General features: G+C 69.3%; 22 protein-coding genes. 12 read left to right on the top strand and 10 right to left on the bottom strand.

The window, feature by feature from the left end:
- The first annotated feature begins 5 nt into the window (after positions 1 to 5).
- Genes ACIQF0_RS33450 through ACIQF0_RS33435 form a run of 4 tightly spaced genes read left to right on the top strand, consistent with a single transcriptional unit; the run spans position 6 to position 3,142 of the window.
- Positions 6 to 884: a glutamate ABC transporter substrate-binding protein gene (locus ACIQF0_RS33450; RefSeq protein ID WP_401036275.1), complete on the top strand. Its 879-nt coding sequence runs from the start codon at positions 6 to 8 to the stop codon at positions 882 to 884.
- A complete protein-coding gene (locus tag ACIQF0_RS33445) occupies positions 881 to 1,495 on the top strand; it encodes an amino acid ABC transporter permease (RefSeq protein WP_401036272.1) in 615 nt (204 codons plus the stop codon). Before ACIQF0_RS33450 ends, ACIQF0_RS33445 begins: the two co-directional genes overlap by 4 nt.
- On the top strand, positions 1,495 to 2,262 hold the full coding sequence (locus ACIQF0_RS33440; protein WP_401036270.1) for an amino acid ABC transporter permease: 768 nt from the start codon (positions 1,495 to 1,497) through the stop codon (positions 2,260 to 2,262). Before ACIQF0_RS33445 ends, ACIQF0_RS33440 begins: the two co-directional genes overlap by 1 nt.
- Positions 2,243 to 3,142 carry an asparaginase gene (locus ACIQF0_RS33435; protein ID WP_401036268.1) on the top strand — a complete coding sequence of 300 codons (900 nt, stop codon included), beginning with the start codon at positions 2,243 to 2,245 and terminating at the stop codon, positions 3,140 to 3,142. Before ACIQF0_RS33440 ends, ACIQF0_RS33435 begins: the two co-directional genes overlap by 20 nt.
- Here ACIQF0_RS33435 and ACIQF0_RS33430 read toward each other — a convergent pair.
- Complete coding sequence (locus ACIQF0_RS33430) at positions 3,139 to 3,579, bottom strand: ester cyclase (RefSeq protein WP_360040265.1); 441 nt, start codon at positions 3,577 to 3,579, stop codon at positions 3,139 to 3,141. The genes ACIQF0_RS33435 and ACIQF0_RS33430 overlap by 4 nt on opposite strands.
- 68 nt (positions 3,580 to 3,647) lie before the next feature.
- Between ACIQF0_RS33430 and ACIQF0_RS33425 the strand changes: the two genes are divergently transcribed.
- Positions 3,648 to 4,280, top strand: coding sequence for a TetR/AcrR family transcriptional regulator C-terminal domain-containing protein (locus ACIQF0_RS33425; protein WP_360040268.1), 633 nt, complete (start codon positions 3,648 to 3,650; stop codon positions 4,278 to 4,280).
- Here ACIQF0_RS33425 and ACIQF0_RS33420 read toward each other — a convergent pair.
- Positions 4,277 to 6,280, bottom strand: coding sequence for an NPCBM/NEW2 domain-containing protein (locus tag ACIQF0_RS33420; protein WP_401036265.1), 2,004 nt, complete (start codon positions 6,278 to 6,280; stop codon positions 4,277 to 4,279). The two genes, ACIQF0_RS33425 and ACIQF0_RS33420, sit on opposite strands and share 4 nt — an antisense overlap.
- A gap of 114 nt (positions 6,281 to 6,394) precedes the next feature.
- Positions 6,395 to 8,077, bottom strand: coding sequence for an acyl-CoA dehydrogenase (locus tag ACIQF0_RS33415; protein ID WP_401036261.1), 1,683 nt, complete (start codon positions 8,075 to 8,077; stop codon positions 6,395 to 6,397).
- Between the two features lie 146 nt (positions 8,078 to 8,223).
- Between ACIQF0_RS33415 and ACIQF0_RS33410 the strand changes: the two genes are divergently transcribed.
- Both ACIQF0_RS33410 and ACIQF0_RS33405 read left to right on the top strand, forming a co-directional pair.
- Complete coding sequence (locus ACIQF0_RS33410; RefSeq protein WP_401036258.1) at positions 8,224 to 9,303, top strand: WD40/YVTN/BNR-like repeat-containing protein; 1,080 nt, start codon at positions 8,224 to 8,226, stop codon at positions 9,301 to 9,303.
- On the top strand, positions 9,300 to 9,584 hold the full coding sequence (locus tag ACIQF0_RS33405; protein WP_401036256.1) for a ubiquitin-like small modifier protein 1: 285 nt from the start codon (positions 9,300 to 9,302) through the stop codon (positions 9,582 to 9,584). The genes ACIQF0_RS33410 and ACIQF0_RS33405 overlap by 4 nt, the downstream gene beginning before the upstream one ends.
- 673 nt (positions 9,585 to 10,257) lie before the next feature.
- Here ACIQF0_RS33405 and ACIQF0_RS33400 read toward each other — a convergent pair.
- Together ACIQF0_RS33400 and ACIQF0_RS33395 are read right to left on the bottom strand one after the other, a co-directional pair.
- Positions 10,258 to 11,217 (bottom strand): zinc-binding dehydrogenase, encoded by a 960-nt coding sequence (locus ACIQF0_RS33400; protein ID WP_401036254.1) that lies wholly within the window; start codon positions 11,215 to 11,217, stop codon positions 10,258 to 10,260.
- A gap of 80 nt (positions 11,218 to 11,297) precedes the next feature.
- Positions 11,298 to 12,764, bottom strand: coding sequence for an aromatic amino acid ammonia-lyase (locus ACIQF0_RS33395; protein ID WP_401036251.1), 1,467 nt, complete (start codon positions 12,762 to 12,764; stop codon positions 11,298 to 11,300).
- Positions 12,765 to 12,794: 30 nt separating this feature from the next.
- Between ACIQF0_RS33395 and ACIQF0_RS33390 the strand changes: the two genes are divergently transcribed.
- Both ACIQF0_RS33390 and ACIQF0_RS33385 read left to right on the top strand, forming a co-directional pair.
- A complete protein-coding gene (locus ACIQF0_RS33390) occupies positions 12,795 to 15,770 on the top strand; it encodes a DEAD/DEAH box helicase (RefSeq protein ID WP_401036248.1) in 2,976 nt (991 codons plus the stop codon).
- On the top strand, positions 15,763 to 16,590 hold the full coding sequence (locus ACIQF0_RS33385; RefSeq protein ID WP_360040291.1) for an SWIM zinc finger family protein: 828 nt from the start codon (positions 15,763 to 15,765) through the stop codon (positions 16,588 to 16,590). Before ACIQF0_RS33390 ends, ACIQF0_RS33385 begins: the two co-directional genes overlap by 8 nt.
- Here the strand turns inward: ACIQF0_RS33385 and ACIQF0_RS33380 are convergent.
- The 4 genes from ACIQF0_RS33380 to ACIQF0_RS33365 all read right to left on the bottom strand — a co-directional run bounded on the left by ACIQF0_RS33380 (position 16,587) and on the right by ACIQF0_RS33365 (position 21,755).
- Positions 16,587 to 18,773 (bottom strand): esterase-like activity of phytase family protein, encoded by a 2,187-nt coding sequence (locus ACIQF0_RS33380; protein ID WP_401036246.1) that lies wholly within the window; start codon positions 18,771 to 18,773, stop codon positions 16,587 to 16,589. The genes ACIQF0_RS33385 and ACIQF0_RS33380 overlap by 4 nt on opposite strands.
- Before the next feature lie 998 nt (positions 18,774 to 19,771).
- Entirely contained in the window at positions 19,772 to 20,044 is a 273-nt protein-coding gene (locus ACIQF0_RS33375) for a GlsB/YeaQ/YmgE family stress response membrane protein (protein ID WP_401036244.1), read from the bottom strand.
- A 63-nt stretch (positions 20,045 to 20,107) separates the two neighbouring features.
- Entirely contained in the window at positions 20,108 to 20,590 is a 483-nt protein-coding gene (locus ACIQF0_RS33370; protein ID WP_401036242.1) for a hypothetical protein, read from the bottom strand.
- A 94-nt stretch (positions 20,591 to 20,684) separates the two neighbouring features.
- On the bottom strand, positions 20,685 to 21,755 hold the full coding sequence (locus ACIQF0_RS33365) for a DUF2786 domain-containing protein (protein ID WP_401036240.1): 1,071 nt from the start codon (positions 21,753 to 21,755) through the stop codon (positions 20,685 to 20,687).
- A gap of 62 nt (positions 21,756 to 21,817) precedes the next feature.
- Between ACIQF0_RS33365 and folP the strand changes: the two genes are divergently transcribed.
- Genes folP through ACIQF0_RS33350 form a run of 3 tightly spaced genes read left to right on the top strand, consistent with a single transcriptional unit; the run spans position 21,818 to position 23,928 of the window.
- Positions 21,818 to 22,642 carry a dihydropteroate synthase gene (gene folP / locus ACIQF0_RS33360; protein ID WP_360048870.1) on the top strand — a complete coding sequence of 275 codons (825 nt, stop codon included), beginning with the start codon at positions 21,818 to 21,820 and terminating at the stop codon, positions 22,640 to 22,642.
- 14 nt (positions 22,643 to 22,656) lie between these two features.
- Positions 22,657 to 23,595, top strand: a complete 939-nt coding sequence (locus ACIQF0_RS33355) for a hypothetical protein (RefSeq protein ID WP_401036237.1) — start codon at positions 22,657 to 22,659, stop codon at positions 23,593 to 23,595.
- Positions 23,596 to 23,643: 48 nt separating this feature from the next.
- Positions 23,644 to 23,928 carry a hypothetical protein gene (locus ACIQF0_RS33350; protein WP_093598851.1) on the top strand — a complete coding sequence of 95 codons (285 nt, stop codon included), beginning with the start codon at positions 23,644 to 23,646 and terminating at the stop codon, positions 23,926 to 23,928.
- Here the strand turns inward: ACIQF0_RS33350 and ACIQF0_RS33345 are convergent.
- Positions 23,885 to 24,937 (bottom strand): cytochrome P450, encoded by a 1,053-nt coding sequence (locus ACIQF0_RS33345; RefSeq protein WP_401036234.1) that lies wholly within the window; start codon positions 24,935 to 24,937, stop codon positions 23,885 to 23,887. The genes ACIQF0_RS33350 and ACIQF0_RS33345 overlap by 44 nt on opposite strands.
- Positions 24,938 to 24,956: the final 19 nt, after the last annotated feature.

Here is a 24,956-nt window from a genome sequence, read left to right as displayed (position 1 = left end):
GCGGCATGGGGAGACTGTTCGTAGCCGCTCTGTTGCTCTTCGTGGCCGGATGCGCCGGCGGTGAAGGTGCCGTGCCAGGTGGGAGCAAGATCGACGCTCTGCTGGCCAAGGCACCCGTCTACGCAGGTCAGGTGGCCCCCGGCTCGGCCGTGGACCGCATCAGGAAGCGCGGCGAGCTGATCATCGGCGGCTCCCAGGACGCCCCGCTGCTCTCGCAGCTCGACCCGATCAGCGGCGAGCTCACCGGCTTCGACGCCTACCTGGGCAAACTGCTCGCGCAGTACATCGTCGGCAAGCCCTCCACGGAGCTGCTCTCCGCGACCTCCGAGACCCGCGAACCGTTGCTGGCCAACGGCACCGTCGACGTGATCATCCAGACCTACACGATCACCCCGCAGCGGGCCGAGCGCGTGGCGTTCGCCGGTCCCTACTACCAGTCGGGGCAGTCCATCGCGGTGCGCAAGGGCACGTCCGGCATCGGCGAACCCGCTGATCTGGCGGGTAAGACCGTCATCGTCGGCGCCAACACCCCCGGGGTGAAGGCGGTGCAGGACGCGGCGCCCACCGCGAAGATCCTCGAGTTCGGCTCCGATCCCGAGTGCCTGACCGCGCTGAAGCAGGGCCGCGGCGACGCCTACGTGCAGGACCAGGCGATTCTGGTGGCCGACGCGTCGAAGGACAGCGAGCTGCAGCTCGTCGGCGAGCCGTTCACCGAGGACCCGTACGGCATCGGCATCAAGCACGGCGACGCCGAGTTCACGAAGTTCGTCAACGACTGGCTGCGCGAGATCGGCAAGTCGGGGCTGTGGCAGGAGGTCTGGAAGCAGACGATCGGCACCGTGGTCACCGGCGACGCGCCGGCGCCACCCGCGATCGCCTCATGAGCCTGGTCCTCGAAGGCTTTCTGAACACCGTCGCCCTCACCCTGCTGTCGTTCGCCGGCGCGTTGCTCGTCGGGTTGCTGGTGGCCGTCCTGAGGATCGTGCCGGTGCCGTTGCTGCGGGGCGTCGGCGCGGTCTACGTCGAGGTGTGGCGGAACATCCCGCTGCTCGCGTGGCTGGTGCTGTTCGTGTTCGGGCTGCCGGAGGTGGGCGTGAAGATGCCGTTGTTCTGGACGGCCTTCACGGCGATCGCGTTGTACGAGGCGGCTTTCGTGGCGGAGGCGCTGCGGTCGGGCGTGAACTCGGTGGCGTCCGGGCAGGGTGAGGCCGCGCGGGCGCTCGGGCTCTCGTTCCGGCAGTCGCTGCGGCACGTGATCCTGCCGCAGGCCTCCCGGCGGGTCGTGCAGCCGTTGGCGAACATCGCGATCGCGTTGACGATGGCGACGGCGCTGGCCGGAGTCGTCGGTGTGGTGGACATGACCCGTGCGGCGCAACGGATCAACCTGGAGCTCGCGCAGCCGTTGCTGGTCTTCACCGGGGTCGGGCTCTGTTACCTGGTGATGGCCGCGGGCATCGGGTTCGGCGCGCGGGTGCTGGAACGGCGGCTGGCCTGATGTTCGACGCTCCCGGACCACGTGCGCGCCGCCGGATCTTCTGGATCTCGGTGGTGGCCGTGCTCGTGCTGGCCGGACTGGTGGCGCTGGGGTTGCGGCAGTTCGCGGCCGGTGGCCAGCTGGATCCTGTCCGGTGGAGGCCGTACCTGACCTGGCCCGTCTGGCGCTATCTGCTCACGGGCCTGTGGTCGACGGTGCTGGCGGCGTGCGCGACCGGAGTGCTGGCGATGGCGGGCGGGTTGCTGCTCGCGTTGCGGCCCAACCGGTTCACCCGCGCCTACGCCGAGGTCATGCGCACGGTTCCGGTGCTGCTGCTCGTGTACGTGATGCTGTTCGTGCTGCCGTCGTTCGGCGTGAACCTGCCGCTGTTCTGGAAGCTCGTGGTGCCGCTGGCGTTGTCGCACGCGGCCTCCTACGCGGTGATCTTCCGGGCGGGCGTCTCGTCGGTCGATCCCGGCCAGCGCGAGGCTGGGTTGTCGCTGGGCATGCCGGACGGTGTGGTGACGCGGTTCGTGGTGCTGCCACAGGCCGTGCGGCACATGACACCGTTGCTCGTCACCCAGGCTGTCAGTCTGTTGAAGGACACCTCGCTGGGATATGTCGTGTCCTACACGGAGTTGTTGTTCAACGGCCGGGTGCTCGCGAACTACAACGGTCTGCTGATCCAGACCTTCATCGTCGTCGCGTTCGTCTACCTCGTGGTCAACCTGGCGCTGTCCAGGCTGGCCCACCGGCTGGAGGCCGCTCGTGCCCGCACTGCTCGCTGAGGTCACCCGGTCCGGGTTCGTGGAGAGCCTGCACCACGGCAGCGTCGTCGGCCTGCTGCCGTCCGGTGACGTGGGCTTTTCCGTGGGTGCGGTGCAGGACCCGGTGCTGCCGCGGTCGTGCATGAAACCGTTCCAGGCGCTGGCGTGCCTGACCGCCGGAGCGCCGCTCGAGGGTCCCGCGCTGGCGATCGCGGCCGGGTCGCACACGGGGGAGGACCGGCACGTCGAACTGGTGACGCGGCTGCTCGGCGAGTTGCCGGTGGAGCTGTTGCGGTGCCCGCCGTCGTGGCCCGAGGACGAGGAGACGCGTCAACGGGTGCCGAAGCCCTCGCGGGTGCGGATGAACTGCTCCGGCAAGCACGCGGCGATGCTGGCGGCGTGCGTGGCCGCGGGGTGGCCGGTCGAGACCTATCTGGAGCCTGCGCATCCGTTGCAGCAGCTGGTGATGCGGACAGTCGAGGAGCTTTCGGGCGAGTCCGTCGCGCACACGGCGATCGATGGCTGTGGTGCGCCGGTGTACGGACTGTCGTTGCACGGCTTGGCGCGCGCGATGCAGGGGCTGGTGCGCACGCCCGTTGCCGAGGCCATGCGCGCGTTCCCCGAGTACGTCGGCGGAACCGGGCACGTGAACACGGTGGTCATGCAGCAGTTGCCGGGTGTGGTGGCCAAGGGCGGCGCGGAGGGGGTGCTGGTGCTGGCGACCTCCGCCGGGCACGCGGTCGCGGTGAAGGTGCTGGACGGCAATCCCCGTGCCACGACGGCGATCGGGCTCACGGCGCTGGCGGCGCTGGGGTTTGACGTGTCTCCGGCCAAGGAATCCCTGTCCGTGCCGGTGCTCGGTGGCGGGCAGGTGGTCGGCGAGGTGCGCGTGGTCCTCTAGAACTTCTCGGGGACGTCGAGCATGCCGAGCTGGCTCATGACCGTCGCCGTGTCGCCGTAGACCCGTTCGCAGACAAGAACGTCCTTGTCGAAGAGGAAGAAACCGACCATCCTGACCTTGAACGACCGTCCGGTGACCTCTTCGCCGGTGAGGCTGCCGAGGTGCGTGCCCTCCAGCTCGAACTCGAGGATCACGGCGTTGTCGGCGTGATGGACGTCGATGACCTTGTTGCGCTGGTCGGGGAACGCCGCACGGGTGCGTTGCCAGTACCCGCGGACCTCGTCCACGCCGTCGAAGACCTGGCCGGACGCCATGATCTCGTAGCGGGGGTGCGGAAACGTGTTCAGGGAGGTGTCGAAGTCGTGGTCGTTCTGCGACTCCATGTGCTCCAAGACGATCGCTTCGCGCAGCGCTCTGAGCGCCTTGGACTCGGTCATGCCGGCTGACCCTCCTACGTACGCCGTACGTCGCAGGGAAGTTACTCCACGTCGTATGGTCTCCGCCAGTGTCCTCCTCACGTGAACCGTTGACCCGTGCCCGCATCGTGGATGCGGCAGTGCGGTTGATCGAACGCGAGGGCGTGGAGGCCGTCTCGATGCGTCGTCTCGCCGCCGAGCTGGGCGCGGGCACGATGTCGCTGTACAACCACGTGCCGAACAAGGCGTTGCTGGTGGATCTCGCGGCCGAGCGGATCATGGCCGAGGCGCAGCCGTACACGGTCGACAGCGACGACTGGCGTGATCACATCCGGGCGCACGCCCGTGCGGTGCGGGAGCTGGCGCGCCGGCACCCCCGCGCGTTCGTGATGCTGGCGACGCGGCGGCTGAGCACCGAGGCGGGGTTCCGCACGATCGAGTTGGCGCTGATGAACTTCGACCGCGCCGGGTTCCGGGGCAAGATCGCCGTCGGGATGATGCGGGCGATGGTGTCGTACCTGCTGGGCACGCTGATGAGGGAGGTCGCGACCTCGCCGGAGCTCGGCGGGATCGCGTTGTCGCCCTACGTCGAAGTCGACATGGCGGCGTTCCCGTTGTCCGCCGGGGTTCTCGACGAGCTGGGGACCTACGACCACGATCACGAGTTCGAGTTCGGGCTCGAACTCATGATCGCGGCCTTGGAGCGCTACCAGTCGGGTTAGCAGGTGATCTTGAGGTCACCCCAGTCGGCGTGGTCGTTGGTGTTGCCGTTGCCGCCGTCGAGGACGACCAGGCGCACGACCGTCGCTCCGGACACGGTGGCCTCCAACGACTTCGCGGCGTCCGCGCCGCTGACCGGACCGCTGTCGTAGACCTTCGTGGCGTCCGCCCACACCTGGTAGCTCACCAGGCTCTGCGCGTTGACCTTCCGGTCGTCGATGCCGATGGTCGCGGTCACCTTCGAGCAGGCGTTGCCCGCGTAGTACTCGACGTGCGCCGGCGCGTGCGTGCCCAGACCCTTCGCGAACACCTCGCCGCGGATGGTGATCGGGCCGCCGTCACCGGCCGCCGTCTCGCCGTTGGTGGCGTCGACCTCGACCGGGCCCCAGCCGTTGGTGCTGCGCAGCCACTTCAGGTCGCTGACGAAGTTCTCGCCCTTCGGCGCCGCTCCGGGTACCAGCACCTCGGCCGAGGACTGCCTGGTCACCGGGTTGTTCTCGTGCGGGCTGTGGAAGGTGAAGTGCGCGCCGACCGGGAACTTGCCCGGCGCCGCGCCTGCGGGAACGTTGACCTGCCAGGTGGTGGTGAACGTCTTCTGACCTGCGAGAACCGCGGCGAAGCTCGGCGTGGTGGCCTTCACCGTCCAGCCTGCGGGGACGGTCAGGCTCGCCTGGACCAGGCTGACCGGCAGGCGGCCGGAGTTGGTCACCGAGGTCGTGTAGGTGAGGGGTTTGCCGGGTTGTGCGATCGGCAGTGCCCCGGGGTAGAGGAGTTCGCCGGACGCGCCCGCGGCGACGGCCGGCGGGTAGCGGTACCAGTCGTTCGCCTTGCTGACGCGGTACATGGCCGAACCGTGCGGCGGAAGCGCCGCGCTGATCGAGCCCGCGGTGTGCGTGGTGGTCCTGGCCCAGAGGTCGCGGATCTTGTAACCGGTCGCCGTGGTGAGGCCGAGTTCCTGGGCGGTCACGGACGCGGTGGTGGCGCTGTCGTTCTCGTTGAACAGAAGTACGGCCCTGTCGCCGTTGGACAGTGGTTTGACGAGCACGTGGGTGCCGCCCTCGTTGCGGATCACCTTGCCCTGCAGGCCGAGCTCGTCCTGGTTGACGGCGATGACCTCGCGGTTCTCCAGGATCTCGAACGTCTCCGGGGTGACCTTGCGCAGGTCCGCGCCGATCAGCAGTGGTGCGGCCATGATCGACCAGAGGCTGAAGTGGCTGCGGTACTCCACGTCCGTCATGCCGCCGTTGCCGACCTCCAGCATGTCCGGGTCGTTCCAGTGGCCGGGGCCCGCGAAGTCGGCGAGTTCCATGTTGCGCTTGGCGATCGACAGCATCGAGCTCCAGCTGTCGGTGATGTCGCCGGTGGTGCGCCAGAGGTGGCCGACGTCCTTCGCCCACTCCCACGGCTTGTTCTCGCCCCATTCGCAGAGGCTGAACACGATCTCGCGGCCGGTGGCGTTCAGGGCGTCGCGCATCTTGGTGTAGCGGTACTTCGCGTCGACGCCCTGGTTGTTGCAGTTGTCGTACTTGAGGTAGTCGACGCCCCAGCTCGCGAACAGCTTCGCGTCCTGCTCCTCGTGGCCCAGACCGCCGGGGAAGCCGCCGTTGTTCTCGCAGGTCTTGGTGCCTGCGCTGGTGTAGATGCCGAACTTGAGGCCCTTGGAGTGCACGTAATCGGCGACTGCCTTGATGCCGTGGGGGAATCGCGTCGGGTGGGGGACGAGGTCGCCGTTCACGTCGCGTTCCGGCAGCGCCCAGCAGTCGTCGATGTTGACGTACTCGTAGCCCGCGTCCTTCAGGCCCTTGGTCACGAAGATGTCGGCGATGCCCTTGACCATGTCTTCGTTGAAGTCGTTGCGGCAGTGCGTGCTGTTCCAGTTGTTGAAGCCCATCGGCGGTGTCAGCGCCAGGTCTGGTTTCTGCGCGTGTGCCTGGGGCGTGACGAGGGTGCCTGCGGCGATGAGGGTGGCGACTGCGGCTGTGCGCCAACGGCGGAGATCCACTTGCGCGCTCCAATCTGCGGAGTGCGGCGGCAGAGACTCAGGTAAACGTTTGTGCAACACGCGCGTCAAGGGGGCGGAACCTGTCGGCTCCGCCCCCTGCGTCTCGTTCGGTGCTTACGGGCGCATCTCGTACTGGCCCGAGAGCGCCGCGACCTGCTGCCAGACGGCGTCGAAACGGGCCTGGTCGACGTGCGGCTTGCGGATCTGCGCGACGGCCCACTGCTGCTGGGCCTCGGTGCTGCTGGCCTTGCCGTGCAGGGCGGTCGCGTAACCGGCGAAGTCGCGGACCAGGACGTCGAAGATCTGGTCGAGGACGCTCTGGTCGGTGTTCGTGATCTTGGCCTGCTCCAGGACCAGCTGGCCGTAGACGACCAGGGTGAACAGGTGGCCGAGGTTGAGCAGGAAGTCGAGGTCCTTCTGCTGGTTCTCGTCCGGAGCGGCGGTGGTGAGCAGGATCTTGATGGCGTTCGCCTGCTCGTGGAACAGCTTCACGTTGGGCAGGTGGGCGTGCTCGGCGTAGATCGGCTCCCAGTCGTGGAACTGGATCTTGCCGAGGCCGCGCGCGGGACCCTGGTGCCAGAAGAAGTCGTCGTCGGTCGCGTCGTGACGCGTCGGGACCTCTTCGTACTGCGCGGGGTTGAAGAGGTAGTTCGGCATGAACTTCAGCACCAGGGCCAGGTTCACGTGCACGGTGCCCTCGAGCTTGGGCAGCGCGCGGATGTCGGCCGTGGCGCGGGTGAAGTAGGTGTCCTTCTCGAAACCCTTGGCGGCGATGACGTCCCAGAGCAGGTCGATGACGTTCTCGCCCTCGCTCGTGACCTTCATCTTGGTGATGGGGTTGAAGAGGAGGTAGCGGCGGTCGTTCTCGCCGGCGCTGCGGAAGTAGTCGACCGACCTGTCCGCGAAGAGCTTCATCGCGGTGAGGCGCGCGTAGGCGTCGACGAAGTTCTGGCGCACGTGCGGGAAGTTCGTGACCGGGTTGCCGTAGAGGATCCGGTTGTGGGCGTGGGTGATCGCCTCGTAGAACGAGTGCTCGCAGATGCCGATGCTGGCCGTGCAGAGGTTGAACTTGCCGACGTTCACGGTGTTGAGCGCCGCGCTGAACGCGTCGGGGCCGCGGTGCAGGACGTCCGCGTCGGTGATCGGGTAGTCCTCGAGGCGGAACTCGCTGACGAACATCTGGCTGTCCACGACGTTCTTGACCAGCTTGAAGTTCTCGTGCTGGCTGTCGACGGCGAAGAAGAGGTACTCGTCGTCGATCTTGCCGAACACGCTGACCATGCCGGCGACGTTGCCGTTGCCGATGTAGTACTTGCTGCCGTTGGCCCGGTAGCCGTCGTCGGTCTTGGTGACGATCATGTCGGTGCTGTAGACGTCGGCGCCGTGCTCCTTCTCGGAGAGGCCGAACGCGAAGACCGCGCCGCTGTCGAGGAGGGCCGCCGCCTTCTGCTTGGCCTCCTCGTTGCCGCTCATCCAGATGGGGCCGAGGCCGAGAACCGTGACCTGCCAGGCGTACCAGTACTGCAGGCCGTAGAAGCCGAGCACCTCGCTGAACGCGGCGTTGCGGGCGGCGTCCCAGCGCTTGGTGCCGTCGACGCTCGCGGGCGTGCAGAAGGTGGCGAAGAGCTTCTCGCGCTTCACGAAGTCGAGGAACTCGGTGTACCAGACCTTGTCCTGCGCGTCCGCGATGAGCTGCCGCTTGCCGCGGGCCTCGAACCAGTCGACGGTCGCCCTGAGCAGGCGCCGCGTCTCGTCGTCGAGGTGGGCGGGGTCGTAGTGGTTCGGGTCGAGCAGCACTGGCGCCTCCTTGCGTCTCTTCTTTCGGACGCTACCAGTGAGTAACTTGTGGGTCTACGTGGGGTTTCCCTCGTGCTCAGAAATTGTCAGACCCCCGGCGTAACGTGCTCCGCATCACATCTTCTGACCTGGGAGGCTGCGTTGCGATGACGGTGGTCGTGGCGATCGGTACGCGCAAAGGACTGTGGCTCGCCCGTAGTGAGGACCGTGTCTCGTGGCAGGTCGACGGGCCGCATCACGCGATGCAGGAGGTGTACGCGGTCGCGTTCGACGCGCGTGCGGGCCTGCGCCTGATGGCAGGGGTGTCCTCGCCGCACTTCGGCCCCGGCGTGTCCATCTCGGACGACCTGGGTGCCACCTGGGAGGAGTCCTCGACGCCACCGATCGCGTTCCCGGTGGAGGACGCCGCGTTGGAACGCGTCTGGCAGCTCCAGCCGGCGCCGGCCTCACAACCGGGCGTGGTCTACGCGGGCACCCAGCCGTCGGCGCTGTTCAAGTCGTCGGACGGCGGCCGCTCGTTCGAGTTCGTCGAGGGCCTCTGGAACCACCCGCACCGCCCGGAGTGGGACGCGGGCTTCGGCGGCCAGGCCGTCCACACGATCGTGCCCGACCCGGTCGACCCGGACCGGATGCTGGTGGCGATGTCGACCGGCGGCGTCTACCGCACCGCGGACGGCGGCAAGTCCTGGGAGGCCCGCAACAAGGGCATCAAGGCGTACTTCTTCCCGGACCCGTGGCCGGAGTTCGGCCAATGCGTGCACAAGGTCGCACAACACCCGGCTTCGCCGTCGCGCTTCTACGCCCAGAACCACCACGGCGTCTACCGCAGCGACGACGGCGGCGACACCTGGCAGTCCATCGCCGCCGGCCTGCCGACCGACTTCGGCTTCGCGATGGTCGTCCACCCCCACGACCCGGACACGATCTTCACGTTCCCGATCGAGGCCGACGGCCGCCGCTTCCCACCGGAGGGCAAGTGCCGCGTCTACCGCTCCAGAGACGCCGGTGAGTCCTGGGAAGCCCTGGGCGAAGGCCTCCCCGATGCCTTCTGGACAGCCGTGATGCGCGACGCCATGTGCGCAGACGACGCCGAGGTCCCCGGCGTCTACTTCGGCTCCCGCTCGGGCGAGGTCTACGCCAGCCCGGACGAGGGCGACACCTGGCACCAGGTAGCGGCCCACCTCCCGGACGTGATGTCGGTCCGAGCCGCGGTGATCCCGACGTGAAGGTCACCGTCCTGATCCCAGGCGTCCTGCGCAACGCCACCGACGGCGCCGCCCACCTGGACGTGGACGTCCCAGACCCAGCCACCCTGGGAGCGGCCCTGGACGTCCTGGCAGACACCTACCCGGCCCTGAACCGCCGCCTGCGCGACGAACAGTCCACCCTCCGCCGCTACGTGAACTTCTACGTCAACGGCGAGGAGTGCCGCCGCCTCTCCGGCCCGGCCACCCCACTCCCGGCAGGCGCCGAAATCCAGATCCTGCCCTCGGTGGCAGGAGGCTGACCGCCCAGCCGGGGTGCGCCGACCGGGGATGGCGGCGCACCCCGGCCAGGCCTCGACGGCTCGCGTTCGCGCAGAAGCATCTGCCGAGCAGCCTGCTGGCTGCGGGATCCACGCCCGCTCCGTCCCCCGGACGGGTGAACCTGGTCCTGATCCACGCCTGGCGCCGTCTGGTAGGTGTCCGGAAACCATGGTCATCTTCGCCCCGCAAGCGGAAGGGGCGGAGGGCGGCGGCAGGTGTCGGTCAGAGCGGCAGGTGAGCGAGGAGGCCCAACCGGACGGGAGGAACCCTGGATCGGTCATCTCTGAGTCGGCCATCTCCGGAGTGAGCGCCTGGACTGACCACCTCCGGGACAAACCCCCGGACTGCCTGGCCGTCGGACTGCCTGGCCGTCGGACTGTCTGACTCTCGGACGCCCGGCCCCCGGACTGGCCGCCTCTGGACTGGCCGCCTCTGGACTGGCCGCCTCTGGACTGGCCGCCTCTGGAGCGAGCACCTGGACCGCCCGACCCTCTGCCCGCCCGGCCCTCTGCCCGCCCGGCCCTCTGCCCGCCCGGCCCTCTGCCCGCCCGACCCCCCGGACCGCCCGGCCCTCGGACTGGACCGACCGCCCTCCGGCTGACTGCTCCTCAGCCGGTTGCCCCGCGTAGGCCCACCCTCCGTGCGCGGGACCGGTCAGATCAACAGGAGCGACTTGCCGAGCGTGGTGCGTTCCTCCAGCGACCGGTGCGCCTTCTCGGCCTCCGCCAACGGGTACGTCGCGCCGATCACCGGCCGAAGCCGGCCCTGCGCGGTGAGCGCGAGCGCCTCCGTGTGGAGGTCGCGCAAGGTCGCCGGGTCGGGTGCCCCGGCCGCCAGCACGTCGTCCACGTGCACCCGTCGGCGGCTGGCCAGCTCCGGGTCGATGGCGGCGAACCCGCCCGAGCTGCCGTAGGTGACGAAGCGGCCGCCGTCGGCCACGGCCTCGAACACGGCCCTGCCGAGTGCTCCTCCCGCGCCGTCGAAGGCGAGGCCGACCCCGCCGGTCGCCTCGCGGACCTGGTCCTGCCAGCCGTCGAGCGAGTAGTCGACGGCGTGTTCCGCGCCCAGGTCGCGACTCAGCGCCAGCTTGCGTTCGCCGCGGGCCGCGGCGATGACGCGGGCTCCGGCGTCGCGCAGGAGTTGCACCAGCAGCGAACCCGCGCCGCCCGTCGCGGCCGCCACCAGGACCCACTCGTCCTTCGGGATCTCCACGCGGCGGGCCAGCAGCAGGGCTGTGGCGCCGTCGTGCACCATGGCCGCGGCCTCGGCCGAGCCCAGGCCGTCCGGGACCTCGACGATCTCGTCCGCCGGGAAGAGGGTCTGCTCCGCGTAGCCGCCGGCTGCGCGGGCCAGGACGCGGCGGCCCAGCCAGGCCGGATCCACGCCTTCGCCTACCGCGCGCACGTGGCCGACGCCGCCTCCGCCCGGTACGTACGGGAGGGTCAGCGGGAAGTACTCGCCGCCCCAGCCGCCGCGCAGCAGCGTGTCCAGGAGGATCACGTCGGCCACCTCCAAAGCCACCACGACCTGGCCCGGTCCTGCTTGCGGGGCGGGGATCTCCTCCACTTGGAGCACCTCGGGGCCACCGAACTCGTGCACACGGACAGCACGCACCACAACCACATCCCCCACTCGGTCAAACCTGGTCGTGGTCCACCGTAGAAGCTCCAGTTTGGTGGAGATCAAGGCCGAATTCAGCAGGTGGCGAAGTCGTCCAGGAGTGCCGAGGCCACCTCCACGTCCGGGCTGAGCTGGCGGTCGGACATGTCCGGGTTGAGCTTCGACTCGGCTGTTTCGAAGGCGGATCGCAGCGAAGGGGTTTGTGGGGTGATGCCGCGCAGCCGCAGGGCTCGGACGGCGGCTACCACCTCGCAGGCCAGGACGAGGCGGAACGCGGTCAGGGAGCGCAGGGCCTGGGACGCGGACTGGAAGGCGAAGCTCGAGTTCTCCTCCTGGCCTCGCGACACGACGGCGTTGCCGATGCTCGCGGGCTCGGCGAGGGTGCGGACTTCGGCGAGGGCCGAGTTGGCGCTGTACTCGAGGATCATCACGCCCGAGCTGCCGGGCACGCCCTCCGCCAGGAATGGGCGCAGGCCGGTGAAGCTCGGTTCCACCAGCGTCGCGAGGCGGGCGGTCGAGATGTGGCCGGTGTGCAGCATCGACAACCGGAGCCGGTCCAGCGCCTGGCCGAGGTACGCGCTGTGGAAGGCGCCGTGGTGGTAGGCGGCGTCGTCCTCCGGGCCGAAGTGGTCGGAGACGATCAGCGGGTTCTCGGCGGCGGCGTTGAACTCCACGTCCAGGACGCGGGCCAGGTCGGTGGCGGCGTCGACGGCCGGGCCGTGGATCTGCGGGAAGCAGCGGTAGCCGAACGGGTCCTGGATGCGCGCGGCCGGGCGCTGGGGATCGCCGATCAGGCGGCGCATCTCTGCGGCGACCGCTACCTGGCCTGGGTGCGGGCGGCCCTGGTGGACGCGTTCGTCGTAGGCCTCAGCGGCTCCGTCCACGGCCAGGAACGAGAGCGCGGCGACCACGTGCGTGGCCTTCAGCAGGTGGTGCGCGTCCTGCCAGGCCAGGCCCGCCATGCCGATGGTGAGCGCGTTGCTGCTGATCAACGCCAGCGCGTCGCCCGAGTCGAGCTCGATCGGGTCCGGGGTCTGCGTGGAGCCGAGCCAGTAGCGCTCGCCGAGCAGGGTCAGGCCCGTCTCGGCCAGCGCCGTGAGGTCGCCCGTGCCGATGGCGCCGTACTCGTGCACGCCGGGGTAGCAACTGCTGTTCAGGGCGGCGAGCAGTGCGTCGGCCACGGCTCTGCGCACGCCTGCGCCGCCTGCGAGGAGTTGGTTGAGACGCACGACCATCATGGCGCGCACCTGTTCCTCGGGGAGCATGCCGCCGAGTCCGCCCGCGTGGCTGCGCAGCAGGCGCAGGCCGTGCTCGGCCCAGCCTTCCGTGCTGACGATCTGGTCGCGGTTCGCGCCCACACCGGTCGTACGGCCGTAGACCTGTCGTCGCACCACGAGCCGCTGGCTCGCACCCCATGACGCTTCGAGGCGTGCGACGCCATCAGCGTGCAGAGCTACCGGGGAGTGGTACCGCGCGACGCGCACCACGTCGTCGGCGCTGAGGGACTGACCGTCCAGCACGACAGGGGAGTCTTCGACCATGGCACCAATGTGAGCACATAGGGTTCGGAGGTGCTCGTACTGCATGGCCTGTGCACGACCGACGGCGTCCTCGCGCTGTGGGCCGAAGACTCCGGGCTGCCCGCACGCAGTGAGAGCACGCGACGGGACGCACCACACCCGTTCGCGGCGACGGCCGAGTCGCTGGCCGGCGCGCTCGGGCAGGAACCGCTCAAAACGACCACGCGAGCGTTGCTGTTGCCGTCGTTCTCGTCGGGTCCGATGGCCTCGCCCGAGCTGGTCCGCGACCCGCTGACGGCGGGACGGGCGCCGCGCGGCAAGGTCCAGTTGCGACAGTGGGGTGTCCCCACGATCCGCCTCGACGGTGCCCCGGAACTCGGCGGCGAGATGCGGCTGAGCGACTCCGCGCGGTTCGTGTTCGACGTCGCCGGGTTCGCCGCCGACCTGGTCGATCGCGGCCGCGTGCTGCCCTCGGTCGCGCCGGAACGGGCCGTCGCGCGGTGGGTGCCGGTGCTGTCGGGAACGGACTCGGCGCGGTTCGCTGCGCTGCAGGCCGCGATGCCGCCCGCCTGCCGGTGCGAGGAGATCGTCAGCGACCCGGCGGAACTCGTGCGCGCGGCCCTCACGACCGCGGTCGACGAGCAGGTGCGCAGCCGGTTGAACGGCGCGGCGCTCGCCCCGGACCGGCGAGGCCGCGTGACGACGGCGGAGTCGTGGCTCGCCGCGCTCACCGGTGAGCCCGCGTTCGACGCCGACCCGGTCGAGCTCTACGAACTGCGCGAGCAACTGGACCGTTGGCGGGACAGCGCCGGCAACGAGAGCCCGGTGCGCACGTGCTTCCGGCTGCGCTCCCCCGAGCAGCGCGAGGACGACGAGTGGGCCATCGAGTTCCTGCTGCAGGCCGTCGACGAACCGAGTGTTCTCGTGCCGGCGCAGCAGGTGTGGTTCGCGGACGACGGCGTGCTGCGACGCTGGATCCCGGCGCCGCAGGAACATCTTCTGGCCGACCTCGGCCGTGCGAGCAAGCTGCATCCCGAGCTGGACGAGGCGTTGCGCGGCTCGCACCCGGCCGAGCTGGAGGTCGACGCTGAAGGCGCGTACCGGTTCCTGACCGCGGCGCCCGTGCTCGCGCAGGCCGGGTTCGGCGTGCTGCTGCCGTCGTGGTGGCAGCAGACGACGAAGCTCGGCCTGAAGCTCACCGCGAAGAGCCGCGGCACGGCCGGAACCGTCGCCAAGGAGAGCGAGATCGGCCTGAAGTCCATTGTGGACTACAAGTGGGAGCTCGCCCTCGGCGACGACACGCTGACCGACGCCGAGCTCGCCGAACTGGCCAGGGCGAAGGTGCCGCTGGTCAAGGTGCGCGGCCAGTGGGTGCAGGTCGACCAGAAGCGACTCGCCGCGGGACTCGCGTTCCTCAAGCGCGGCGGCGGGCAGATGACCGCGGCCGAGGTGATGCTCCACAGTGGACTCACCGAGGAGGACGAGAGCCTGCCGCTGCCGCTGATGTCCGTCGAGGCCGACGGCTGGCTCGGCGACCTGTTGTCCGGCAAGGCCGACGAGCAGATCGAACCCGTTGAGCCGCCGGAGAACTTCCTCGCCCAGCTGCGCCCCTACCAGCAACGCGGCCTGGCCTGGCTCGCGTTCCTCGACAAGATCGGCCTGGGCGCGTGCCTGGCCGACGACATGGGCCTCGGCAAGACGGTTCAGCTGCTGGCGCTGGAAGCGTTGAACCGCAGCCACGGCAAGAGGCCGCCGACGTTGCTGATCTGCCCGATGTCGGTCGTAGGCAACTGGCAACGCGAAGCGGCGCGGTTCACCCCGGAACTCTCGGTGCACGTGCACCACGGCGCGGACCGCCTGGACGGCGACGCGCTGCGCGAAGCGGTGGAGAGCAACGACCTGATCCTCACCACCTACGCGCTGGCGGCCCGCGACGCCGACGCGCTGAGCGACCTCACCTTCGACCGCGTGGTGCTCGACGAGGCGCAGAACATCAAGAACAGCGCTACTCGCCAGTCCCAGGCCGTGCGCCAGATCAAGGCACGCCACCGCGTCGCGCTGACCGGAACGCCCGTCGAGAACCGCCTGGCGGAGCTCTGGTCGATCATGGACTTCGCCAACCCCGGTGTGCTGGGCACGGTCAACACGTTCCGCGCCCGCTTCGCCGTCCCCGTGGAGCGCCACAACGACCAGGGCGCCGCCGCGCGCCTGCGCAAGATCACGAACCCGTTCGTGCTGCGCCGCGTGAAGACCGACCCGCGCATCATCAGCGACCTGCCCGACAAGGTCGAGATGCGCCAGCTGTGCAACCTCACCACCGAGCAGGCCTCGCTCTACCAGGCCGTCGTCAACGACATGCTGGAGAAGATCGAGGAAGCGGAAGGCATCGGCCGCAAGGGGTTGGTGCTCGCGACCATGTCGAAGCTCAAGCAGGTCTGCAACCACCCGGCCCACTTCCTCGGCGACGGCTCCCGCGTCGCCGGCCGCTCCGGCAAGCTCGCGCGCCTGGAGGAGGTGCTGGAGGAAGTGCTCGCCGAGGGCGACAAGGCGTTGTGCTTCACGCAGTTCACCGAGTTCGGCAGCATGCTCGTGCCCTACCTGGCCGCGCGCTTCGACACCGAGGTGATGTTCCTGCACGGCGGCACGAACAAGGCGTCCCGCGACCGCATGGTCGAGCGCTTCCAGGACAGCAAGGGTCCGTCGCTGTTCCTGTTGTCTCTCAAGGCGGGCGGCACCGGTCTCAACCTCACCGCCGCCAACCACGTGATCCACCTGGACCGCTGGTGGAACCCGGCGGTCGAGGACCAGGCGACCGACCGCGCGTTCCGCATCGGCCAGCGCCGCAACGTGCAGGTGCGCAAGTTCGTCTGCATCGGCACGCTGGAAGAACGCATCGACGCCATGATCGAGGAGAAGCGCGCTCTGGCCCAGCTGGTGGTCGGCGCCGGCGAGAACTGGCTCACCGACCTGTCCACCTCGCAGCTGCGGGACCTGCTGACGCTGTCCGGGGAGGCCATCGGTGAGTGAGCACTGGTCGGGCGAACGCCCCCGGTACGGCAAGACCATCAAGGTGGACAACGGCATCAAGGCGACGAGCAAGCGCGGTGACATCGGCGCCACCTGGTGGTCGCGGCGGTTCATCGAGGTGCTGGAGTCGTTCGGCATGGGCGGGCGGCTGACCCGCGGCCGCAACTACGCGCGGCAGGGCCAGGTTCTGTCGTTGTCGCTGTCCACGAGCATGGTCGTCGCGCTGGTGCAGGGCTCGCGTCCCACCCCGTACAAGACGCGGATCGCGATCAAGTCGTTCACCGGCCAGGAATGGCAGCGCATCGAGCACGCCCTGGCCGGAAAAGCCCTGTACGCCGCCAAGTTGCTGGCCGGCGAGATGCCCGCCGACATCGAGACGCTGTTCGCCTCGCTGGGGCTGCGGCTCTTCCCCGCGACGCAGCGCGAGCTGACGATGGACTGCAGCTGCCCGGACTGGGAGGTGCCGTGCAAGCACCTCGCCGCCACCTGCTACCTGCTGGCCGAGTCGTTCGACAAGGACCCGTTCGAGATCCTCGCCTGGCGCGGCCGCGGCCGTGAGGAACTGCTCGACCGCCTCCGCATGCTGCGCGGGACCGTGCGTTCCACCGTGGTTCGCGAGGAGGCGCCGCCGCTGACGAGGTGCCTGGACACGTTCTGGCAGAAGCAGACCGCCACGAGCATCAACCTCGGCGATCCGACCGCGGCGGTGCGCACGGACGCGGTGCTCGACCAGCTCGACGGGGTGCCGATCACCGTCGGCCGGTCGTCGCTGGCCGAGCTGTTGCGCCCGGCCTACCTCGCCCTGAAGCCCGGCGACTAGAACAGCCGGCCGAGGCGGAGGAACACCGACTCGCCGGGAGCGTCGTCGAGACCGTCGTTGTCCACGACGCCGACCAGCCGCTTGACGGGGCCGTCGCCGATCACGGCGAGACCTTCCGGCTTGTCGTGCGTGGCGGCGCCGTCGGCCTTGAGCGCGGGGACGAGGTCCTTGGTCAGTTTCTTGGACACCAAAGGCTTTTCGGCTCCTGCCGGCACCGGCGTCAGGCCGCTGATGTCGACGCGGTAGACCTTCTTGGTCCTGGCGGCGTCGCCGCGCTGGTTGTCGCGTTCGAGGATCAGGAGCGTGCGGTCGTTCAGCGCGGTGATCTCGGACAGGCCGATCCACGCACCCGTTTGCGGGGCGTCGAGCGGGTACGCGGCGAACGCCCACTCGCCGGTCGCCGGGGTGAACCTGGCCAGCGTGGCCTGGCCGGGCTTGTCGGCCTTCCACTCCCGTTGCACGGCCAGCCACACCTGCTCGGACCTGCCGCCGCCGATCACGGTCACGCCTTCGAACCCGTTGCTGGTGGCGGTCTTCGCGATCGCCTCCGGCAGCGGGATCTCCCTGGAGACGGCGCCGTCGGGGCCGACCTCGACGAGCAGGTTCGGCTTCTGCTTGCCGTCGCCCTCGACCGCGATCCAGTAGCCGCCGCCCTTGCGCGCGGCGATGCCCTCGCCGTCGTAGCCGACCGGCTTGCCGTCCTTGGTGAGCGTCAGTTCCCTGCGGACCTTCGCGGGTGCCGAGATGGTGTCGATGGTCAGGATCCGGGTCGGGCTGTAGGCCGAGTCCGTCACGGCTGCGACGTCGCGGTGGTTGCCAGGGACTCCGGAAAGTCCTGACAGCGCGCCGAATCCGATGCCGTCCGACACGATCGACGGCGTGCCCTGGTTGTGCGCCAACGACAACGCCAGCGGTGTGCGGGTCAGGCGGTATCCGCTGAGTGATGAGCGGATGCCGTCCGCCGCCGAGTCCTCTTCTGCGGCGACCACGAGTGTGCCGGTCGCGGGAATCGGCAGCAGGCCCTCCGGCCCGACGCCGGTCGGCAACGCCTGCAGGAAACGCGGCCTGCGCGGGTTGCTCACGTCGTACACCGCGACGAGGTTGGCGCGTTCCATGCCGACGAACGCGTACCTGTCGCGCCCGAAGGTGGCGACGGCCAGGCCTTCCGGCTCGACGCCCTTGTTGTCGGATCGGCCGTCCGGGTACTGGCCCTGCCTGACGGCGATCTGCTGAAGCTCGTTGCCCGAGGAGAACACGACCTTGCCGGAGTCCGCGTCGAAGATCGTCCACGTGCGCGAGCCGCCGAGGTAGTCACCCTCGTCGGCGGTGCCGAGCGTGTGGTCGTCCAGCCAGGCGACGGCGTCGGGCTCGCGGGCGGCGGTGATGGTCTCGGTCGGCGAGAACTTCCCGTCGTCCTTGGTGTCGACGCCGCCGACCGTGGCCGTGCCCGCCGAGAAGTGCCGCACGATCCTGCTGGAGCGCAGGTCCACGATCGCGATGTGGTTGTTCTCCTGCAGCGTGACGGCCACCTGGTCGCGCCCGTTGATGCTGACGTACTCCGGCTCGGGGTCGGTCGGCGCGACCTGCGCGATCCCGGTCAGCTCGACCTTGCGCAGCTGCCACGACGCCGGCCCGCGCCCGACCAGGTCGACGATGGTCAGGAAACCCGCGGGAGCCTGCGGGATCGCACCCTCGTTGACGTCCTCGTCGCGCTCGTTCTCGATCGCGATGGCCGCGTACCGGCCGTCCTTGGAGATGTCGATCGAGTCCGGCTGGCCACCGAGGTCGTGCGTCGCGACGACGTCCCGCCTGCCGAGGTCCACGACCACCAGCACGCCCGACGGCTCGGCGTACGACTTCGACGTGTTGACCGCGACCAGCGCGAGCCCGCCGATGATGTCGACGGACGTCGGCTCGCCGGGCATCGGCAGCACACCGTCCGGCGTGAACTTCTGACCCGCCTTGGCGAACCCGATCCGGCGACCGGGCGAGTCGGTGTAGACGACCAGCTTGCCGTCCGCGGTGGCGGCCGCGATCTCGGCGGCCGTGTGTTCGCCCGCCGAGCTGTTCCGGAACACCGACATCGTGTCGAAGCGCTGGAACCGCGACGGCACCGACGCCTCGGCCGGCGCGGCCGACACGAGCAACACCAAGGCCACCAGGCCTGTGCACAATCGGACCACTGGTCCTCCTCGAACAGCTCGGAGGCGCGCAGTGTGGCTGATCGAGTCGTCCGCGGGGTGAACGTTCGCTGATCTTCTGGGGTGGTTCGGGTTCAGGGCGGACGGCATTGGCCGGGGGAGTGGGCAGATCGGGCCTGGGTGGGCCTCCTTTCGGCAGCGGCTGGGTCAGCGGCTTGCGGGGGATTCGGAAGTGGGGGCGGATGGGGTGGGGCGGACCGGGGTGGGGTTGTGGGCGGCAGATTCGGGGGTGAGGGGCGGCAGGTTGGGGTCAAGGGCGGACAGGTTGGGGTTGAAGACGGACGGTTGGGGTGGTGAGTGGCAGGTTGAGGGCGGAAGTTTGGGGTTGGGGGCGGACGGTTCGGGTTGAGGGCGGATGACTTGGGGTCGGGGCGGACGGTTCGGGGGTGATGGAGCCGCGTCTAGTCGGAAGGTGGTGGTGTGAGTTGAAGTGATGTGGTGGCGGCGGGCGGCCCGGTGCCGTCGCTGTGGATTCCGTTGAGGCGCCGGGTGCCGTCGCTACGGCATTGTTGAGTCGCCTGGGACTGTCGCTGCGGATCCGTTGAGGCGCCGAGTGCCGTTGCCCGGGGACGGTGGCGTGGTGACGAGATGCGTCGGTTCGATGGCTGTGGCGATGGATTCCGTGCCTGCGGATCCGTGACGGGTTGGGCGCAGGTGTTCGCGACGCGAGCGCGGCGCAGCCTGGATCGCGGCAGTCGCGGACCAGATTTCGCCGGTCGGTGGCGAGAGACAGCCATCCGCTGATGTCGCGGGATCCGTTGGGGCGCTGGGGTTCGGCGCGTCAAGGCGCGGGAGGCAGCGCGGCTCGGATCGATGGCGGCAGCTGGCGAGCTATGTGCGGGGGCCGGGTGCGTCGGCTGGGGACCCGTTGGGCGCCGTGCGGTCCGGCGCGGTGGCGTGTGGGCGCGCGGACGGCGTGGCGGCTCGGGTTTGGGCGGACGGGTGGGTGGGCGGCCGTAGGGCCGCCCTTGCCCGGAGGGTCAGCGGTGGAGTTTCGGCTTGGAGCGGTTGGCCAGCAGGGTCACGCCGGCGCCGGCGAGGCCTACCTGCAGGGCCAGTTCGATCCAGTCGATTCCCGAGGTGTTCGCGACGCCCAGGACCGTGGCGGCCGCGGTGCCCAGCAGGGCGGCGACGATGCCTACGAGGATGGTCGCGAGCAGCGAGACGTGTTGCCTGCCTGGGATCACCAGGCGGCCCAGACCGCCGATGATGGCTCCGAAGAGCAGCGCGGTGAACAAGCCGCCGATTTCCACTGTTTACCCCCTGAGACTCTGGTGCCTGCTACTCCAGAGTGCGCCGGGCGCGGGCCTCGCGAATCAGGTCTTTCCCTGAGTGGCCCCTGACTTTCCCCCTAGCAGCACGGCGGCTGTGGCGGAGAGTTCGCGGCCGGGCACGTCCGGATCGCAGCCCACCCTGGCCAGGCGGGCGCGGATGGCCGTGGGGGAGCGCTCCATGGTGTCGGCCAGGGACCTGATGAGCGTGGGGGAGGGCAGGTCGGTCGGGGTGAGCCAGGTGGTGCGCAGGTCGGTGTCGAGGGATTCCGTCCAGGGCTGGTTGGCGTTCGCGTGGCGGGACGAGCGGCTGCGCAGGCGCGTGTGGGCGCTCAGCACGCGGCCGAGGAGCTTGCCGATCGTGGTGCCGCCCTCGACCGGCAGCCGCAGGCGGCCGTCCGCGACCACCTCGCCCGAGTCGAGCGAGCCCAGCAGGTCGAGCACCATCGATTCGTCGGAGTCGGTCGTCGCGCTCAGCCGGTAGTTGACCTCGCCGAGCTTGATCTCGTTGTGGAAGGTGGATGTCATGGGGTCGACGTTAGGGAGGGGGTCTGACTCTTTTTCCGGGGTGGACCGCCGGGGAGGCCTTTGTGCGCGGGGAGTTCACTCGAAGGGGTGGGGGTCACGCCTGGCCGGACGTCACGGCACTTCTGCCACCACCGATGTCGGCGCGGTCGGCGGCCGCACGTCCCGCGCCCCATCCCGCGGCGGACCGCACCGTCACACGTGAGGTGCGCGTGCGCGTGAACATCTGCTCGAACAACGTGTCCACGGCCTGCTTGCGGTCCGCGAGCACCGGCAGCAGCCGCTCGTCCGAGACGATCGGGTCGTCCGGGGACACCGGCACGGCCGCCATCGCCTCCAGCCGCTCCCCGATCCGCGACGCGTACGCCACCAGGAACGCCTTCCGGAACGGCCGTGAGCGCGCCTCGCTGCCCTTCCCGGCCGGTCCGCCGATGGCCACCATCGCCCGTGTCGCCTGCACGAGCAGAGACGTCGACAGGAGCTCCACGCTCTCCAGGTCCACCTCGTCACCCACGAGAGCGATGAACCCGAACCCGTCGTAGGCCACCGCCCGCGACCGGAACGCCTCCGCGACCACGTGCACGAGCTGCGACTTCTCCTTGAAGTAGCTCTTGTCCAGCCACATCCGCCGCGACGTCGCCTCCGCCGGCAGATCCGCGTCGAGCATCGCCCGCTCCAGCGCGTGCCGGTTCATCAGCTCCTGCGCCTTGGCCGACAGCGCTTCCGCCTCCTCGGGGAACGCCGTCGACTCGGCCTTCGCGAGCAGCCCCCGGACCCGGTTGAGCACCTTCGGGTCCAGACCCGCGCGCACGGCGGACATCAACACGTCGCCCGGCAACGGCAGGATCTGCGGCAACGAAGGCAACCGCCCGAGGAACTTCAACAGCTCGGCGGCCGTGCGATTCGCATAGGCCCGTGTCTCGATGTGACGCGTCGCCCACGCCTCCAGCAGCAGCCCCTCCCACCACACGGAGGCGCCGATCTCGTCGAGCTGACGCTGCCACCGCGGATGCACCGTCGCCTCGTGATGCGGCGAACAGGACAAAGCGATCACGTCCACCACGAGGGACGCGGCCGACTCGTCGAGCGAACGCGACACGATCTCGCGAAGGTCGTACGGCAGCCAGCCGCGCTGCCAGAGCGCGTCGACCGCTTTCACCAGTTCCACGCCATGCAGTATGAGACGTCCGCCATGTGCAAAGGTCGGGGACCACCTGGTAGACACGGGATGTGATCGAGCTCCAGTTCCGCGGCCGGACCGTCGTCCGCGACCACGCGCTGGTGATGGCGATCATCAACCGCACCCCGGACTCGTTCTACGACAAGGGCGCCACCTACGCCGAGGACGTGGCCATGGAGGCCGTGCACCGCGTCGTGGACGAGGGCGCGGACATCGTGGACATCGGCGGTGTGAAGGCGGGCCCCGGTGATCTGGTCGACTCCGGCGAGGAAGTGCGTCGCGTCGTGCCGTTCATCGCCCGCGTGCGCGCCGCCTACCCGGATCTGATCATCAGCAGCGACACCTGGCGCGCCGACGTCGGCCGGCTCGTCTGCGAGGCCGGTGCCGACCTGCTCAACGACACGTGGGCGGGCGCGGACCCGCAGCTGGCCGAGGTCGCCGCGGAGTACGGCGCCGGCTATGTCTGCTCGCACACGGGCGGTGCGCGGCCCCGCACGCGTCCGCATAGGGTTAGTTATCCGAACCTCGTCGCGGACGTCATCGCGGAGACGACGACGCGCGCGGAGAGGGTGGTCGCGCTCGGTGTGCCTCGCAAGAGCGTGCTGATCGACCCCACACACGACTTCGGCAAGAACACATGGCACAGCCTCGCGCTGGTGCGGCACACGGACGAGCTGGTGGCGACCGGGTGGCCGGTGCTGATGGCGTTGTCCAACAAGGACTTCGTCGGGGAGACCCTCGGCGTGGAACTGCACGAGCGCGTCGAGGGCACCCTCGTCGCGACCGTGATCGCGGCGTTGGCGGGCGCCGCGGTCTTTCGCGCGCACGAGGTGGCGCGCACCAGACGAGTACTCGAGTCCGTCGCTCGACTCTGAGCTGGAGGTAACAGGTGGACGACGTCTTCGCCCGGTTTTCGGACGACCGGTGGGACGACTTCCTCGACGAACTCGACAAGATCCGCGTGAGCGTGGTGGATCCCGCGGAACGGCAGCAGATGAAGGCGACCGCGCGCCGCGACGCACGAGAAGCGGGCACCCAGCCGTTGCTCGTGCGGATGGCCCTCGCGGACCACTACCTGAACCTGCTCGCCATCGGTGTGTGGGCGGGCGACGAGAGCTGGCGTGCCGATCTGCGCGACCTGGTCGTCTCTCTCGTGCCCGAGGACGACGAGTCACGTGACGACGCCCTGCTGAGCTCTGTCATCGCCGTGGTGCTCGCACAGCTGCTGCAGGACGCACGGCTGCGCGGCGGTTCCGAGGCCGATGTCATCGCACGGTCGGCGTGGGAGAAGGCCCAGGAGTGGGCGGCCTACGCGGAGGACCGCCACGTCGAACGGCTCCTGCACGCCTCCACCGAGGCCGGTGCGCGCGTCGTGACGGAGTCGGAGGTGCGGGAGGTCGTCGAACTGGCCACGGCCGCGGCGGACGACCAGCACGCCGAGACGATCGCCGCGCTGGAGACCGAGGGGTTCACCGCGGAGTTCATGAACGGCGTGTGGGTGGTCGAGGGCGAGTTCCGCAACGCCGTGCGGGCCGCTGCGCGCGCGATCACGCTCACGGGCCACGGCTGCGTCCTCGCGCGCAACATTCGGTCATCCGCCGTGATGTTGTGGCACGAGAACACTCTCGCCATGGCGGACTCGAAGGTGCCGCGCTGGCGCGTCTACCCGATCCTCGCGCCCGTTACGCCGCAATCGAAGTTTTCGGGCGGTGAAGGCCTCCCGTTCACCCGCGAGACACACCCGTTGGCACCCGCTCCGGAAGTCGTGCGCCGGTTGGCGGACGCCGTTGGTGTCAACCTGTCCCATCTGCTGGCTGCATTGCGGTGAAAGGGTGATCTTTGCCTTTCCGCTACCTCGACTCGTTATCTTGGTGTCATGCCCAGATTTGCCGAGTTCGATGTGGAAGGCCTGCGTAAATCCAGCGCCGTCGCCGACTTTCCCTGGTCAGAGACGTGGGTCACGTTGATCCGCGTTGATGCCAAGGGAGTTGTGCGGCAAGCCAAGTCGTTGACTGAGAAAGCTTCTTTGCTGACGGTCGCGTCAGACAAGGACCTGGTCATCGCGTCCTGCCCCGAGATTTACGCGGTCGACGACCTGGTGGCGGCTCGTGCCGCTGTCAGGGCTTCGGTCGCACGCGAAATGATCCCAAGCCTCGGATGAATGACTCCCGCCACTCGGGCTCAGCGGCGAGCACGAGTTCCGGGAATCGTCGAAGGAGCGTTCCGAACGCGATCTCGCCCTCGATACGCGCCAGCCGCGCCCCCACGCAGTAGTGGATCCCGTGACCGAACCCGACGTGTGGGTTTCGACCCAGCTGCAGCACGTCCGGATCGGAGTACCGGGACGGATCCCGGTTCGCCGCCCCAAGTGAGACGGTGACCTGCGAAGATCTCGGAATCGTGACCCCTCCGATCACCACGTCGGCAGTGGCGACACGACCCACGCCCACAGCGAACGGACCGTCGTGGCGCAGGAACTCCTCGACGGCCTCCGGAATCAGGATCGGATCGTCGACCAGCGACCGCCTCAGGGCGGGATCGCGCAGCAGGGCGAGCAGGCCGCTGCCGATGAGCTGCGAGGTCGTCTCATGACCCGCTGTGATGAGCAACACAAGGGTGTTCACGAGGTTCGGTTCGTCGCGGAGCTCGGTGATGACGTCGTCACCGGGCTCTTTGGTGCGCACGAGATCCTGCGCGTAGGCGGTGAACCTGCCGTAGGCCTCGGCCATGGTCGCCGGTGCGAGCAGCTCCGCGGTCAGCTTCCGGACCTCGTCTCTGTCCTCTTTGGGCACACCTAGGAGTTCACAGATGACGGTGATCGGCAGCGGATAGGCGAACGTCTCGACGACGTCCACCTCCTCCGCGCCCTCCCACGCGTCGAGCAGCTCGTTGGCGATCTCCTCGATGCGTGGCCGTAGCGCTTCCATCCGCCGTGTGGAGAACGCGCGCGCGATGGGCTTGCGCAACCGGGTGTGCTCCGGCGGGTCGGTGTGGTTCAGCATGCCGCCGGGGATGATGGCGCTGCTGAGGTCGGGGTGACCGAGTGCCTGCACGACGTCGTCGTAGCGGCTGATGATCCACGACCTCTGGCCGTCCGGGGTATCGATCAACGTGGGCCCCCGCTCACGCCACTCGTCGAAGTACGGGGTCGGATCGGTGAAGAAGCTCATGCCGTCATCGTGGTGTTCG

Origin of the sequence: Lentzea sp. NPDC092896 (genome assembly GCF_044754905.1) — a bacterium.
Classification (GTDB): domain Bacteria; phylum Actinomycetota; class Actinomycetes; order Mycobacteriales; family Pseudonocardiaceae; genus Lentzea.
Note: the sequence above shows the minus strand (reverse complement) of the source record. Positions and strands in the feature narration are given on the sequence as shown.